Source organism: Methanobrevibacter sp. (genome assembly GCF_017410345.1).
GTDB lineage: Archaea > Methanobacteriota > Methanobacteria > Methanobacteriales > Methanobacteriaceae > Methanobrevibacter.
Genome location: NZ_JAFQQZ010000025.1, coordinates 16,013 through 32,065 on the forward strand (window position 1 = coordinate 16,013; position 16,053 = coordinate 32,065).

The 16,053-nt window shown below is 35.8% G+C and carries 12 protein-coding genes; 11 read left to right on the forward strand and 1 reads right to left on the reverse strand.

The features are described 5' to 3' along the window. Positions 1–26: 26 nt before the first annotated feature. The 11 genes from IJE13_RS03310 to lysS all read left to right on the forward strand — a co-directional run bounded on the left by IJE13_RS03310 (position 27) and on the right by lysS (position 14,619). Positions 27–827: a CPBP family intramembrane glutamic endopeptidase gene (locus IJE13_RS03310; RefSeq protein WP_292777052.1), complete on the forward strand. Its 801-nt coding sequence runs from the start codon at positions 27–29 to the stop codon at positions 825–827. 275 nt (positions 828–1,102) lie between these two features. Further along, complete coding sequence (locus IJE13_RS03315; protein ID WP_292777055.1) at positions 1,103–1,339, forward strand: helix-turn-helix transcriptional regulator; 237 nt, start codon at positions 1,103–1,105, stop codon at positions 1,337–1,339. Between the two features lie 81 nt (positions 1,340–1,420). Further along, complete coding sequence (locus IJE13_RS03320) at positions 1,421–2,155, forward strand: DUF4013 domain-containing protein (protein ID WP_292777057.1); 735 nt, start codon at positions 1,421–1,423, stop codon at positions 2,153–2,155. Between the two features lie 52 nt (positions 2,156–2,207). Next, positions 2,208–3,059, forward strand: a complete 852-nt coding sequence (locus IJE13_RS03325; RefSeq protein WP_292777059.1) for a DUF4013 domain-containing protein — start codon at positions 2,208–2,210, stop codon at positions 3,057–3,059. A gap of 241 nt (positions 3,060–3,300) precedes the next feature. Further along, a complete protein-coding gene (locus IJE13_RS03330) occupies positions 3,301–4,107 on the forward strand; it encodes a hypothetical protein (protein ID WP_292777061.1) in 807 nt (268 codons plus the stop codon). A 176-nt stretch (positions 4,108–4,283) separates the two neighbouring features. Beyond that, a complete protein-coding gene (locus IJE13_RS03335; protein WP_292777063.1) occupies positions 4,284–5,090 on the forward strand; it encodes a type II CAAX endopeptidase family protein in 807 nt (268 codons plus the stop codon). A 115-nt stretch (positions 5,091–5,205) separates the two neighbouring features. Continuing rightward, the gene (locus IJE13_RS03340; RefSeq protein ID WP_292777065.1) at positions 5,206–5,811 is read left to right on the forward strand and encodes a site-2 protease family protein; all 606 of its coding nucleotides are present in this window, start codon (positions 5,206–5,208) and stop codon (positions 5,809–5,811) included. A gap of 215 nt (positions 5,812–6,026) precedes the next feature. After that, positions 6,027–6,188 (forward strand): preprotein translocase subunit Sec61beta, encoded by a 162-nt coding sequence (locus tag IJE13_RS03345; protein ID WP_292777068.1) that lies wholly within the window; start codon positions 6,027–6,029, stop codon positions 6,186–6,188. Positions 6,189–6,433: 245 nt separating this feature from the next. Further along, positions 6,434–9,847, forward strand: coding sequence for a DNA polymerase II large subunit (gene polC / locus IJE13_RS03350; protein WP_292777070.1), 3,414 nt, complete (start codon positions 6,434–6,436; stop codon positions 9,845–9,847). 354 nt (positions 9,848–10,201) lie between these two features. After that, positions 10,202–12,514, forward strand: coding sequence for an anaerobic ribonucleoside-triphosphate reductase (gene nrdD, locus IJE13_RS03355; RefSeq protein WP_292777072.1), 2,313 nt, complete (start codon positions 10,202–10,204; stop codon positions 12,512–12,514). Positions 12,515–13,032: 518 nt separating this feature from the next. Next, the gene (gene lysS / locus IJE13_RS03360; protein WP_292777074.1) at positions 13,033–14,619 is read left to right on the forward strand and encodes a lysine--tRNA ligase; all 1,587 of its coding nucleotides are present in this window, start codon (positions 13,033–13,035) and stop codon (positions 14,617–14,619) included. A gap of 275 nt (positions 14,620–14,894) precedes the next feature. Here the strand turns inward: lysS and IJE13_RS03365 are convergent, their stop codons facing one another. Beyond that, a complete protein-coding gene (locus tag IJE13_RS03365; protein WP_292777076.1) occupies positions 14,895–15,728 on the reverse strand; it encodes a hypothetical protein in 834 nt (277 codons plus the stop codon). Between the last annotated feature and the right edge of the window lie 325 nt (positions 15,729–16,053).

The window sequence follows — 16,053 nt, forward strand, 5'->3', positions numbered from 1 at the left end:
TTTTTTAATTATATTTGGTGCATAAAATGGACTTTGATGTAACTGACTTTAATGTAAGGCTTAGGACAATAAGGATAAGGGAAGCCGCTATAGCTATTGTGATTGCTTTCATCTTGACTGTAGCACTTGGCTTATCATATCCTCCACTTGCGGAAAATGAGGATCTGCTGCTATTTCCTTTCCTTTTCTTCATATTGATATTCTTCATCTGGGCCTTAAGAGGCACTCATGGATTGGGAAATGACTTCTCAAAGCTTTTTGAAAGGGATAACAGTATGGAAATACTTTACATATTCCTAATAAATATCCTGTTTGCATTTATCGTAGTGGCTTTCTTTTCAAGCTTTGATACACTTTATGGCACTTTGTTTCCAGATATGGAGCCATTGTTGGACTTCACTCCAACCTTTGTTGATCCGATTGCTTTCATTATTGAGGCAATCTCTTCAATAATATTTGCACCTATCCTTGAGGAATTGCTGTTTAGGGGAGTTCTATTCAATAGATTGAAAATAAGGACTGGAATAATTGCTGCAATGATCATATCTTCGGCGATTTTCGCTATCGGACATGAATTCGGTGGAATGATCAGTGCGTTCCTATTCGGAATGTGCATGTGCATTGTCTATTTGAAGACAGACAATATTCTTATGACAATGTCAATTCACTTCATAAACAATCTTGTGGCGGTCCTTCTTGAAGCGGCAAATTCAGATGCCTTCTTGTTCCAAATGCCAGTTTTGCCTATAACATTGTTGGTTTCTGTCATTGCAGGTCTTTTAATACTTTTATATATCTTTAAAGAGACTAAGCTATTAACGGCTTGAATGCTTTAATTTTATTTTTTATAATTTTTTTACTATTTTTCTATTCTTTCTATTATTTTAATTTCTTTTACTATTTTTCCTAAATTATTTTTTTTTCTGCTTTAAATCAACTATTTTTACCAAAATCATCGAAAGATTTATATAGGATGTAATATAATTTTTACATATAGAGATGTAATATAATTTTTACATTTGGAATTTATTTATTACATTTGGAATGTATTTATTACATTTTTATAATCTATATTTAATTAGCTATCGTTTAAAGTGATTATATGAAAACAATTATAAGATATTTGAGGCAGGAGATCAAGATGAGTCAGCAGGATTTGGCCGAATCAGCCGGTGTGACCCGTCAGACAATCAATGCCTTGGAAAACGGACGGTATAATCCCTCTTTACTTTTGGCTTATAAGATTACAAGGATCCTGAATGAGGCCACTTATGGCGAAGATAAGGATTCCTATTTAAGTATAGAGGATATTTTTAAATTTAGTGATGACGAACTTTAAAAATTAAAAGATATCAAAGTTAAACAATAACTTTGATTCAGATTTATTTATTGACTTAATATGTTTAGGGGTTAGATAAAAATGATATTAGACATTTATAAGGATTCTTTAGAATATTCTGCTAAAGACTTAAAGACATTGTTAATATTGGGAGTGACTTACTTCTTGAGTTTCCTTTTCCTTCCAATATTCCTGATTTACGGTTATTCCTACAGGATTACCAAGATCTCTGTAGAAGGTATGATAAACGGCAATGATCCATTGCCAGCATTTGACAACATAATTGACATGTTTGTAGATGGGATAAAGGTTGTCCTGGTCTATCTGGTCTACCTGTTGGTTCCATTCATAATCTTCATATTGTTTGCAATCGTATCCAGTGCAATTGGAGGATACGGTGAATCCGCATTGATGGGTATCGGTTCCATCATCACCGTTGTAGCTATTGTATTCGCTTATCTCATGAGCATGTTCGGTGTGGCAAACATGGCAAATTATGACGGTTCACTTGGAAAGGCATTTGACTTCAATGAGATCATTGAAATCATCAAGTCTGTCGGTGTTGTAAGGAGCATAGGTGCTTATCTCGGATTGGCTGTCATTAGCTTTGCAATTACAGCAACTGTTTTCCTATTGATCTTGTTTGTATTCGGATTCTTTGGAATCATTACAGGCACTTTAGGATTTGGCGAAGCAGCAGGAGGAATCTTTGTTGCAGGATTCTTCATAGCATACTTTGTGATGTTATTCATTGTAAGTCCTTTTACCATGATCTTGCAATCAAGAGCAAGCGGATTGATTTACAATCTTCATTAGGTGATTGAAATAAATTAATTTTTATTTATTTTTTTCTTATATTGGTGAGTTTATGGCTAGTATTACTGATTTAGTGAAAGAAGGATTGAAATATCCTTTAAATGATTGGAAAAAGGTTTTGACCTTAGGTATTATATTTCTCATTTCAAGTTTGGTTTCATTTGCAATGGAATATCTGGTTTTTGATTCCATAAGGGTCATGTCAGATTTTGCTCCTTTGGATACAGTTCAAGGGGCTTTAGCAGCAATTCCTCCAAATAATATGGCATTGATCATATTGTCATGGATTGTAACACTTATATTGATGATATTCGCTTCAGGATACACCTACGATGTCATCAAATATGCTTTGGAAGGAAAATTCGAACTTCCAGGCTTTTCAGACATCAAAGGATTGTTCGTGAAAGGTGTTCGTTCATTCATTGTTGGAATAGCTTATTCCATCTTGCCTATTATATTATTCTTACTTGGATTTATGTTGACTGTAAATGAGGCAGTTGGAGCTTCAGTAAATGCAATAGGTGGAATCATTTTGCTCATTGCAATCGTATTTGCAGTATTCTGTGCATTGATGGAAGTAATTGCATTATGTCATATGGTCAAGAATGATGAATTGGCTGCAGCGTTCAGATTCAAGGAAATATGGGCATTGATCAAGAACTTAGGATGGGGAAGATTCATCGGAATCTTACTCTTCACTGTCATTGCAATCATGATCATTACCGTATTCTTTGGCTTCATATTTGGACTTGTTGCCACAATCATCAGCATGATTTTTGGTTCTGCACTTGTACTGGCTTTAGTGAACATGATTCTAAATTCATTGCTTCTTAATCCATATGCAAGCATTGTAATAAGCAGGGTTTATGGATCTGTTTATAATGAAGCAGCTAAAGTTGAATAAAAAAAACTGAGTATTAAAACTGAATTATAAACTATCAAACAAGAGAACTAGAAACTATTGGGTGATGCATAACTTATATTAAAACTCCTTAGAGTTAAAAAAATACTAAAAACAGAAAAACTAGAAACTATTGGGTGATAGCATAATTAGAAATTAGAATAATCCTATTCTTTTTTCTAATTATCTTTTTAAATTAATAATATTTTTAAAATTTTATTCAAAATGTAAAATGGGTGATAATTTGAAATTTGATTCAAGAATTTTAGGCATTTTATCTGCACTGTTGATTTTTGCAGTTGTTATTTCAAGTGCAGGTGCAGCCGATTTGGTAGCGAGTGGCATTGATAGCGATAATTTTGCTATTGATGTTCCTGAAGGAAGTGATTTTGTTAATGCAGCTACCACTAACTTGAATGTTGGTGATGTGGCTATGAACATGGAAGTCTTTGAAAATCAAGGTGAAAATGCAAATGATGTAAGCACAGTAATGTACTTAAAAGACGGTTCTTCTGATAAGAACATCATTTCAGATTTATACAATGACCTGAAGAATGATGGCCCTATCGTTGAGGAAACCGATGATTATTTCATTGTTGAAACAAAGGATGCAAACAATTGGAACTTCTTCAATTTCGACATTGGAAATGATATTGATGGCTTATGGAACTTCGCAAGTGGAATCTTCTCAGATGATTCCAATGTAAACGTCACAACTGAAGATGCCGATGTGGAAGTTTCCAATGATGAGGGAGTACATATTGTCGGTGATGACAACACCACAGTTTCATTATCTACAAAAGGATTGGAGGTTTCCGATTCTTCTGGTGAAAATGTTTCCGTTTCAACTGATGGAGTAAAAGTCACTGATCCGAATGGTGAAAATTCAGTAGACACCAATGTTTCAATCGATGACCATATGATTTCAAATATTGATAATTCTGATTATGCATTATGCATCAAGAATCCAGAAGGCGATCAAGTGATTGTAATTACTGGAAACGATTTGGAATTATTGAAATCAATTGCAGAAACTGCTTCTTTCAGTTAAATTGATTGTTTAATTGATTTATTTTATTTTTCTTTTTATTCGTTTCATTCTTTTTTTCCCCATTTTTATTTTTTTATTTTTTCATTTTCCTTTTCTTTTTCATATTAAACTTAAATATTATAAAATTGATACTAAAAAAATAGAACTATTAATATGAAAGGAAAAAGATGATTTGCATGATTAGATTAAATGATTTTTTAGATAGATTATCCATAATAAAGGTTTTATCATTCTTTTTGTTCCTTATTTTAGTTTTGACCTTAATTCCAATGATTCTTCATTTGAATATGGGAAATCTGGTCTTCAAATTCATTTTATATGGGATCATGCTGATATTTTTTGCTTATAAATTAAATGGCATTGATTTTGATGAGATTTCATTCAAGGATGCCTTAAGAAATGAATATGATTCAATCTTCAAGGTCTCTGACATTTATCATATCTCATTTATTGTGATTTCAAACATTCTATTCGTTTCAGCAATCTATTTTGTTTTGAAATATTTGAGCTCCTTATCAATAATCGGTTTTGATTCCCCTCTTTTTGGCGATTTCAGTTCAGTAAGTGCTTTAATATTGGTTCTTTACTTTATCACTGTAGTGATATTGTCTCCAATAATAGAAGAGCTATTGTTTAGGGGAATATTCCTCAGAAGATTCAATAAGGAATTGGATAATCTGACTTTGGCCATACTGATATCTTCAGTCTTGTTTGGAATCTGCCATAACTTTGGAGGAATATTGGGAGCTATTCTATTCGGTATCTGCGTTTCCATACTTTATGTAAAGTCTAAGAATATTCTAGTGCCAATATTTGCCCACTTCCTGAATAATCTCCTTTCATTCCTGCTTGGAGTAGGCGGAATTGAAAGATTGATCCAATCCAATTCAATTGTCATCATTCTAATAATCATATTAGCCATTGTCTCTAACTTCATTCTCTTTAAAGCCATTTTCAGTGAATGGCCTAAGAAAATGGAATGATTTTTTTTTTAAAAACTGATTTTAAAAATAAGGCCCTTTCCATTTAATGCCAATTCAATAATTTTTTATAATTATAATCATAAACTTTATAAGATTATAAAATATAATTTAAGTTATGTTTAGATTTACAAAAAAAGAGATAAGAGATTTAATCATATCCTTTATAGTGATTGCTTTAGGATTTACCATTCTCTACTCCAATGGGGATTACAGCCACATAGGGCTTGTTTTTCCAGTGGTCATGATTGGAGTGGGATTGGGATTCATTTTCCACGAACTGGGACATAAGTTCGTTGCAATGCATTATGGATACTATGCGGAATATGAGCTATGGCCTACAGGATTGATCATTGCACTTGCAAGTTCATTTTTCGGATTCATATTTGCGGCTCCTGGAGCGGTTGTCATTTACAGTCAGGGAATGGAAGAGAAGACAAACGGTATCATTTCCATTGCAGGGCCAATTGTAAATATCGTATTGGGATTGATATTCTTCCTTATTTTAGGATCTCTTGGAGATTTCATATACACTGATGTTGGAGCTATTGTCTATCTGATCTGTGTCCTTGGTACCAGAATCAATTTCTTCCTAGCAGCCTTCAACCTATTGCCGATACCTCCATTGGATGGTTCTAAAGTAATGGCTTGGAGCATTCCTATCTGGTTGGTCACATTCGCAATCGCTGCACTTTTAGTTTTATTCTTCGGAGGAATCCTATAATTTCTCCAAATTAAAATTTTTAAAATAATTTTTAATTTTATTTCTTAATTTTTTAATTATTTAAGAATAGAAATTTTTTAAAACTAAAAGTTTTAATATAAGAAATGATAGAAATAGTTAATACTTATGAAAGTCATATTAATATTATAATTATATTAATGCTTAATTGATTACTCAAAATTCAAAAATTATTAAATTATTTTAACGTGATATTTATGGCAAAGAAAGATAACAAGATCAGCATGCCTATGAGTGGGGCAGGTTTAGTAAGATACTTCGATGACGAAAGTGTAGGTCCAAAAATTGCTCCTGAAATAGTCATCGCTATTACTGTAATTTTAGGAATCTTCTGTTTCATCTTAAGATTCTCTGTATAGACTTTTTACGAATTATTCTTTTTTTAATTATTTTTTTTAATTTTAAAGGCCAATCCTTTGAGTTTATTTTCAAAGTATTTTGTTTGTCAATATACTAACTATTTTTATTTTTTTAAGAATTCTTCAATTTTTCATTAGTTTTTATATGCTCTCTTAATATTTTTAAATATGATAAAATACATACTAATATTAGAGAAAAAATAAGCAAAAAACAAGATTATATTTTTTATTTATCAGTGATTATAATGGATGCTGGAATGGATTATTTTGAAAGATTGGAAAGTGAAACCCTTAAGCTCTATGAGATAGCTAATGAGGCAAGGTCAAAAGGATTTGATGTTGAGTTAGAGACTGAAATTCCATTGGCAAAGGACTTGGCTGAGAGAGTGGAAGGGCTTGTAGGCCCTAAAGGCATTGCCAAGCGTATCAAGGAATTGGAACAGGACATGTCCAGGGAAGAGGTGGCATTTCAGATTGCCGCTGAAATCGCGTCTCAGGAATCTAATGAAACCGGTGCCAAGCTGGAGGCTGAAAAGCAGGCCTTTGCAGATCAAGGGCTCAGAACAGCTTTAGCTATCTTGACAGAAGGGGTTGTTGCAGCTCCATTGGAAGGTATTTCAGGAGTGAAGATCAAAAGCAATTCCGATGGGACAAAATATATTGCGGTATACTTTGCAGGACCTATCCGTAGTGCAGGAGGTACTGCAGCTGCATTGTCCGTTCTTTTAGGTGATAAGATCCGTGTAGCCACAGGTCTCGACAAGTTCAAGCCTACTGAAGACGAAATAGAAAGATATGTGGAAGAGGTTGAGCTTTACGAATCAGAAGTCACCAATCTCCAATACTCTCCAACTCCAGAGGAGGTCAGGCTTGCTGCAAAGAGCATTCCTGTTGAAGTAAACGGTGAACCGACTGACCAGGTTGAAGTGTCCCACAGAGACTTGCCTCGTGTGGAAACAAACAACATCAGAGGAGGTGCTCTCCTTGCGATGGTAGAGGGAGTTATCCAGAAATCCAAAAAGATCTTGAAATATGCTCATACCCTTGATCTGGACAGCTGGGAATTCCTGGCTGAATATGCCAAAGGGGTAGGCTCTTCCAAGGAGGAGGAAGGTTCCCAGTCTGACAGTGAGGAAAGCCTTGAAGAGATTGATGATAACATTATTGACAAGGATGAGCTATTTGAACATTCCAAATATGCCCACGATATCATTGGGGGCAGGCCTGTTTTGGGATATCCATCTGAAAAGGGAGGATTCAGGCTTAGATATGGTCGTTCAAGAAATACAGGGCTTGCAACCATGGGTGTTCACCCTGCAACAATGGAGCTATTGGAGTTCCTGGCAGTTGGAACACAGTTGAAGATTGAAAGGCCTGGAAAGGGTAACTGTGTGGTTCCTGTAGACTCTATCGAAGGGCCAACCGTAAAGCTGAAATCAGGTGAAGTCCGCAGACTGGATTCCATTGAGGATGCAAGAAAGGTCAAGGGAAAGGTTGTTGAGATCCTTTTCTTGGGAGACATGCTTGTTGCATTCGGTGAATTCCTAAGGAACAACCAGCCAATGCTAGGTGCCTGCTGGTGTGAGGAATGGTGGATTGAAACAATAAGGAATTCAGAGAAATATCGATCATTCAGTGATGAGGAAAAAGAGGCATTTGACTTGGAATCCCTTCAAACAAGGAAATTCACAGCTGAAGAGGCATTTAAGATAACTGAGGAATTCAATGTTCCATTGCATCCTGAATACACTTATTATTATAATGACATTTCCATTAAGGATTTGGTTGACCTTAGTGAATGGTTAAATTCCAGAAGAGATTACCTGGAAAATGAATATCCAAATGGTGAAGATTTAACACTTGAGCTGTCCTACCAAAAAAGAATATTGGAAGTTATGGGATTATGCCATAAATTGAAGGATGGTAAAGTAATAATTGACAGGAATCATGCTTATGCTTTACTCAAGACTATAAATGGAGACTATTCAAGATATCTCGCTGATGAGTATTATAAGATGAAGGTAGTTGACATCATCAATGATAATATCGACTTTGAGATTAAGGATAAGGCTCCATGCTATATCGGCACAAGGGTCGGACGTCCTGAAAAATCCAAGGAAAGATTGATGAAGCCGGCTCCTCATGTGCTTTTCCCTATTGGAACCAATGGTGGAAACAGACGTTTGGTCGCAGAAGCCGCCAAAAAGAAAAAGATCAAGGTGGAGTTTGCCAGAAGGGAATGCACCAATCCGGATTGCAGATTGAGTTCATTCAAGGCCATCTGTCCGCATTGCGGATCTCCTACTGAAATAGGAAAATCCGGTCAAAAAGACATTAATTTGGCTAAAATGCTTTCCAAGGCTTCAGATAATGTTGGAGTCCGCAAGGTTGATGAGGTTAAAGGTGTTGTCGGACTCATTTCCGAGGACAAGCTTCCGGAACCTTTGGAAAAAGGTATCCTAAGGGCCAAGAATGGAGTTTTCACCTTTAAGGAAGGAACCATTCGTCATGACTCCACTGACTTGCCACTTACCCACTTCATTCCAAGTGAAATCGGTGTTACAGTTCCTAAACTATTGGAAATGGGCTATACCAAGGACTGTTATGGCGATGATATAGTCAGCGAAGACCAAATCGTTGAACTTAAGGTTCAGGATATTGTCATTTCCGACAATTGCGGTGAGTATCTGGTAGGTGTAGCCAATTTCGTTGATGATCTTCTTGAAAGGTATTATGGAATGGAAAGATACTATAATGTGAAGGACAAATATGACTTGATCGGCCATCTGATTGCAGGCCTTGCACCTCACACATCTGCAGGTGTATTGGGCCGTATTGTAGGATTCACTAAGGCTTTGGGCTGTTATGCACACCCTTATTTCCATTCTGCAAAAAGGAGAAACTGCGACAGTGACGAAGACTCCGTTCTCTTATTGCTGGATGCACTGATCAATTTCTCCAAATCATACTTGCCAAGCACTCGTGGAGGAAGCATGGATGCTCCTTTGGTTTTATCCACCCGTATAGACCCAGAGGAGATAGACGACGAGTCACATAACCTTGACATCTTTGAAAGGTTCCCTCTTGAATTCTTTGAAAGGTCTCAAGAGCCTTTGAAACCTGCTGATATGTTGGATTTGGTTGATAACGTATCCATGCATTTAGGCACTGACAGGCAATATCATGACCTGATGTTTTCACATCATACCTCAAGCATACATGCCGGTCCTAAGCTTTGCCTATACAAACGTTTGGGAACCATGAAGGAGAAGGTGGAGGCCCAAATCAATCTGGCGGAACTCATCAGGGCAGTGGACCAAAGGGGAGTCGTGGAAGGAGTATTGTCTTCACACTTCCTGCCGGATATCATGGGAAATTCAAGGGCTTTCTCCAAGCAGAAGGTCAGATGTCCTAAATGCGGCGCAAAGTATAGGAGAATGCCTCTTACAGGCAAATGCAAGTGTGGCGGAGATCTGGTTCTCAGCGTATCCAAGGGGTCTGTAGTCAAATATCTCGAAATCTCCCAGAACCTTGTAAACAGATACCCTGTATCACACTATCTTGAGCAAAGGCTGGAAATTCAGGAATTTGGTATTAATTCATTGTTTGAAAGTGACAAGTCCAAGCAAAGTTCCTTAGATGTCTTCTTTGGAAAATGATTGCTTGATTGTTCACATTTGGATAATGGTTTTTATTGGATTCTCATTTCATCTATTAAGGTTTATCCCTTAATTTTTTAATTTTTTTAACAGGTTTTAAGTATTTTCCAAATCATGATTGTTTCAATATAATTTGTTTGTATAAATACGAACAATTTATATACATCTTATTACATATATTATTTCGTGAAGTAACTAACTTTTTGTATAGTTGCTAACTTTCGTATAATATCGAACGGATATTATACATGTAAGTACATAATTATTAGTAATCAAATTGAAAGTTTAATCTAATTCTTATGATTACATTAATTATTCTATTGATTAATTCTAATTTTTAATGAAGGTGTTATAGTGGAAAAAGTAGAAAATGTAGAAAACGATATTAAAAGAGCTAAAATCACCGTCAGGAAAAACAACGGTGTTTGTGAAGCTTTCAGTTATGAAAAGTTGTTAAAGTCCTTGGTAATGGTGGAAGCTCCAATAGGTGAATATGAAAAGATCATTGCAACCGTTGGCGAAAACCTTTACGATGGAATCACTACCAAAGAAATCAAAAAGATTGTTTACGAATGCTTAGAGGATATAGATTCTGAAGCGGCCAACAAGTACTTGGCTAAAACCACTTTAAAGGTACGTTCTTCCAGAGATAAAATCGAACCGTTCGACATGGCTAAGATTGCAAGCACATTGGTTGAAGAAACCGGTGCTTCCCAAGAAACCGCCTTTGAAATCGCAACTGAAGTTTGGAAGGAACTCAAAAAACTCAATGTCGAATACCTTACCGCTCCAATGATCAGGGAAATCGTAAACACAAAACTTGTGGAATACGGATTGGAAGACTTAAGAAGCAGATACACTCGTTTAGGTATTCCTGTTTACAACATCACTTCATTGATTGAAAACGGTTCAAGAGACAATGCAAACATGATGCATAACCCGGAATCCATTCACAAATATGTTGCTGACGAAGCATTGAAACAATACGCACTCTTACACATGCTGCCACCTCACTTGGCAGATGCACACATGTCTGGTGACATTCACATTCACGACTTGGAGTTCTTCGCAGGAAGACCATTGAACTGTCTCCAACACGATATAAGGACCTTTATCAGATACGGTCTTAAAGTGGACGGTACTGGAGACCACACTTCCGTTGCAGCAGCTCCTTCCCATATGGAAACCTTGATGAACCATACAGGTGAAATCATGTTGGCTGCACAGCAAAACATGTCCGGTGGACAAGGTATGTCCCTATGGAACGTATTTGTAGCACCATTTGCAACCGGCAGAACTTACGAAGAAGTAAAGCAATCCATTCAAATGTTGGTCTACAACTTGAACATGGCTTACGCTGCTAGAGGTTCCCAAGTTCCATTCACAAGCATGCAATTGGAATTCGGTGTTCCAAAATTCCTTGAAGACGTCACTGCATACGGTCCAAAAGGAAAAGTTGTAGGTACCTACAGTGACTTTGAGGATGAAACCAGAATGATCCAAAAGGCTTTCACTGAAATCTTGCTTGAAGGAGATTCAGAAGGAAAACCTCACTTATTCCCAAATACAATTTACACATTACGTGAAGAGACCTTGAAAGGTGACTATGATGATGACTTACGTTTAGTCCATGAGCTTTCTGCAAAATACGGCTCATCCTACTTCGTAAACATGTTGCCTGACTACAGAGGTCAAATGGCTAACTATATGGGTTGCAGAACCTGTCTCCAAGACACCTGGACCGGTGACTGGGAACAAGACTGTTTAAGAACAGGTAACTTGGCTTATGTAACCTTGAACTTGCCAAGAATCGGATACCAATCCAGAGATGAAAACGATGTCTTCGAATACTTGGACAATTACATGGACCTTGCTGTTGAAACTTTGATGATCAGAAGAAACCAAGGTCTCAACTGCTTGAACAAGTTCGACATCTTGCCATTCTTGGACCAAGACGTGGAAGGAGAAACCTATTACAGAATCCAAAACTCTACATTGTCCTTCGGTTTCTGTGGTCTTAACGAAATGTTGCTTGCATTGTTCGGTGAAGGTATCGAAAACCCAGATGCAAACAAGTTCGGTCTCAAATGTTTAGAATACATAAATGCAAGATCAAAGGCATTGCAAGAGGAAACCGGCCTCAGATGGTCTGTATTGCAAACCCCTGCTGAATCAACCGCATACAGATTCGCAACCTTGGACAAGGAGCAATTCGGAGACAAGACCATCTTGCAAGGTGACAACGGAGCTAACTACTACACCAACTCCTCACACGTGCCTGTAAACTCCGATATTTCCTTTGCTGACAAGGTCAAGATTGAAGGCCAATACCACAGCTTGACTCCTGGTGGACACATCTTCCATGCATTCATGGGTGAGTCCTACTCAGATCCTGATGCATTGATGAGCTTGACCAACAAGATTGCAAGAAAATCCGACATTGGTTTCTGGGCTTACAGTTCAGCATTCAGTTTCTGCTTAAACTGTAAGACTTTAATGAAAGGATTAAGCAACAAATGTCCTTCCTGTGGCGAGACTGCTGATGTGGAATGGTATGACAGAATTACAGGTTACGTACAACAAGTAGGTCATGCTAAATCTGCAAACGGCGGATGGAACGCAGGTAAACGTCAAGAATTAATCGACAGACGTAGATTTGAACAATAAGTTCAATCTACTCAATTTTCATTTATTTTCATAGGTTTTCTTTTTTAACCTATTTTCATTTTTATTGGAGTTTTTTATTCAACTCTAATTTTCCACTTAATAGGATTCTTTTATAGAATCCTATTTACATCCTTTAATAGCTATTTTTCTAGAACTTTACTTCAGATCATATCATATTTTCACTTATGGATTCCAATTTTTTTAAAAGTTTTAATTTCACTATCATTTATTTTCTACAAATGTGCCAATTTTTAAAATTTTTACAATCCCTATTAGCTATTTTTGTAATTAATTTTTTATAATATGATAATCTAAATATATAATTATAATAAATTATTAGGATATTGATTAAACTTTTTTTTAAATTAATTAATATTTTTCATAATTTTATTCTTTATAATTAGTAAAATTAGTATCAAATTCATATTAATTTATACTTCATTATTGCTTTCATATATGGGTTGAGTTTAAGTACTCATTTAATTGAAAGCAGCTTTTATAATTATTATGGTGAAACAATGAAACATTGGATTGAAAGAATCGCTGATGAATTAAATGAAATGGATGTAGAAAAACATGTCATAGCAAGTGGTACATCTATATCAGGTTCTATACATATTGGAAATTCATGTGACGTATTCATCGCAAACGCAATAGGTAAAGCATTGAGAGAATTAGGTAACGATGCGGAAACCATCTGGATTGCAGATGACCACGACCCACTTAGAAAAGTTCCTTACCCACTTCCTGAATCCTATGACCAATACTTAGGCATGCCATACTCTATGATTCCATGTCCTGAAGGATGTTGTAAAAACTTTGTTGAACACTTTGAAAAACCTTTGTTCAAAGTTCTTGATGCTTACGGTATTGAAATTATTCCAAAATCCGGCTTTGAGATGTATAAGGACGGATCTTACCTTGAATCAATCAGGGTATCCCTTGAAAAGCACAATGAGATCAAGGCCATCTTTGACCAATACAGAAGAGAGCCACTGGCAGATCACTGGTTGCCATACAACCCTATCTGTGAAGAATGTGGAAGGGTAAACACCACCGAGGCATATGACTTCGATGGAGACATTGTGAAATACAGATGTGAATGTGGCCATGACGGTGAGATGGACATCAAATCCGGTAACGGTAAGCTTACCTGGAGAGTTGAATGGGCAGCAAGATGGAAAATCTTCGGAACCACTTGTGAACCATTCGGAAAAGACCATGCTGCAGCTGGAGGATCCTACGATGTAAGTAGTGTAATCTCTGAGGAAATATTTGATTATCCTGCTCCTTTCCCAGTTCCATACGAATGGATCACCCTTGACGGTGAGGCAATGAGTAAATCACATGGTGTGTTCTTCACTCCGGAACAATGGCTTGAGATCGGACCTGCAGAAAGTCTCAACTACTACCTGTTCAGAAGCAAACCAATGAAATCCAAGGACTTCTCTCCAAAAATGCCATGGTTAGACTTTATGGACACCTTTGATAAGGTTGAAAGAGTATTCTACGGCGAAGAGGAAGCTCCATCTGAAAAAGAAGGTAGAAAATTCAAAAGCATTTACAAGATGGCACAGATCAAGGCAGACTCTCCATTGCCATTCAGACCTCCTTTCAGATTCTTGGTAAACGCTTATCAGATTGTAGGCAGCAAGGACTTGGAGAAGATATTTGCAATCCTAAAGAAAAACTCACAATTGACCAAAAGCTTTGCAGATAAGGAATTTGCAGATTTGACCGATCTTGAACTCGCTCAATATGCAGAAAGAGTGGACAATGTAATTGTTTGGTTGGAAAAATACGCTCCTAACTTCGTCAAGTTCCAAGTTCAATATGATTCAATTCCAAAATTGCCTCTTCCAGATGACCAAATCGCATTCCTCAAAGACCTTGCAGATTTGATGGAAGAGAAAGAGTTCTCATCTGCTGAAGAATTGCATGATGCCATGTATATGGTATTGGAAAGCCACGGATTGAAACCTCAAAAAGCATTCCAAGCTATTTACAAAATGATTCTTGGCCAAAAGCAAGGACCTAGAGCAGCTTCATTCTTGCTCTCATTGGATAAGGACTTTGTTGTCAAAAGGTTAAGACAAGAAGCCTAAACCCAAGCTTTTTCCAGGCCTTCGGCCTGCAAAAACCTTGACCAAAAATTCTTTTCACTATTGGGAGTGATTCTCCCTATTTCTATTTTTATTTAATTTTATTTTTTAGTCATATTTCATAAAATTCTAATAATAATCTATCAAATATTTGTTCGATAATATTGAAACTTTATTCTCTAAAATAGAATTATCCTAAAAATAGCATTGTGTAAAAAATTTGTAAAAAAAAGAAAAAAGTGATTAATTAATAGAAATTAATTAATCGAAAAATACAATTATCTTCCTCTGATCTTGCCAAAGAATCCTTTGCTGGATTTCTTTTCAGTTAATTGTTCAGATAATTGTTGGTTTCTGTTTTTAAGAGAGTTGATTGTTTTGTCTTTTGCTTTCATTGCAGTGCTTAACTTATTGTAATCTCTCTGTTTATTGTCTAATTTTTCGTTCAGGTCTTTTATTTCCGCTTCCAGTTTGGCAATTTTTCCTCCAACTCCTGCCTTTTCCTCTTCATATTCAGCTTGGTTGGATTTTATTTTGGCAGTGAGTTCAGCGGATTCTGCCTTGAGTTTTGGAATCAAATTGTCTTTCAAATCAGCGATTTCAGAGTTCTTGTCCTTCAATTGATTTTGCTTTCTCTTGATTTCCTTTTCCTTATTGTCAATCACTCTGTCCTTTGCATCCAATTCCTTGTTCAGTTTTTTGATTTCCTTGTTGAGTTCTTCGACAATGTCTTTTTCCTCATCAGTCAATCCTTCCATAGATGCAGCTTCTTCCTCTTTTTCATTAGCCTTTGCTTCAAGTTCGACAACCAGTTTTTCTATTTCATCCAGTCTGACCTTAGCCAATTGAAGACCTGCCCCTTTTTTGGCAACGCTTTCACTTAAGTCGGCATTGATTTCCAATTGATCGAAGTATTTTTTTGTGCTTGTTTCCAATGCCTCTGTAAGTTCAATTTTAACCGCTTTCAATTCCTTGTTCTCTTTTTTCAAGTTAGGAATTATCTCATTGGTCAAATGATTCAATTCACTAGCCTGATTCTTAAGCTTTTCGTCCTTATTAGCTAATTTCTCTTTTAAAGTTTCAATTTCTTCTTCGGAAATAAAAACCACCATCTCATTACCTTTTAATTATCCAGAATCTAAAAAAAGAAAATCTTAATTTTTCATTTTTAAACACCAGATAACTATTTTATTTTTTCTCAATTTAATTTACAGTCTAATTTAACCATTAAGTATAACAGCTAAATATTTTATTAGAAAATTTTAAAAAATTATCTATAATAGTAATATAGTATAATTTATTTAAAAATTTTTTTATTTTTTTTAAAAATTAGTATAATTTTATTAAAAATTTTCATGTTCTTTTAAAATTAGCATATATTTTTTAAAAAATTTATTTTGTTGAAGAAGTAAAAAATAAGAAAATAAAAAAATAAAA

Excerpts from the sequence above, each read along its gene's own strand:
- IJE13_RS03310 (WP_292777052.1), top strand. The coding sequence starts at position 27 with ATGGACTTTGATGTAACTGACTTTAATGTAAGGCTTAGGACAATAAGG.
- IJE13_RS03315 (WP_292777055.1), top strand. The coding sequence starts at position 1,103 with ATGAAAACAATTATAAGATATTTGAGGCAGGAGATCAAGATGAGTCAG.
- IJE13_RS03320 (WP_292777057.1), top strand. The coding sequence starts at position 1,421 with ATGATATTAGACATTTATAAGGATTCTTTAGAATATTCTGCTAAAGAC.
- IJE13_RS03325 (WP_292777059.1), top strand. The coding sequence starts at position 2,208 with ATGGCTAGTATTACTGATTTAGTGAAAGAAGGATTGAAATATCCTTTA.
- IJE13_RS03335 (WP_292777063.1), top strand. The coding sequence starts at position 4,284 with ATGATTAGATTAAATGATTTTTTAGATAGATTATCCATAATAAAGGTT.
- IJE13_RS03340 (WP_292777065.1), top strand. The coding sequence starts at position 5,206 with ATGTTTAGATTTACAAAAAAAGAGATAAGAGATTTAATCATATCCTTT.
- IJE13_RS03345 (WP_292777068.1), top strand. The coding sequence starts at position 6,027 with ATGGCAAAGAAAGATAACAAGATCAGCATGCCTATGAGTGGGGCAGGT.
- polC (WP_292777070.1), top strand. The coding sequence starts at position 6,434 with ATGGATGCTGGAATGGATTATTTTGAAAGATTGGAAAGTGAAACCCTT.
- lysS (WP_292777074.1), top strand. The coding sequence starts at position 13,033 with ATGAAACATTGGATTGAAAGAATCGCTGATGAATTAAATGAAATGGAT.
- IJE13_RS03365 (WP_292777076.1), bottom strand. The coding sequence starts at position 15,728 with ATGGTGGTTTTTATTTCCGAAGAAGAAATTGAAACTTTAAAAGAGAAA.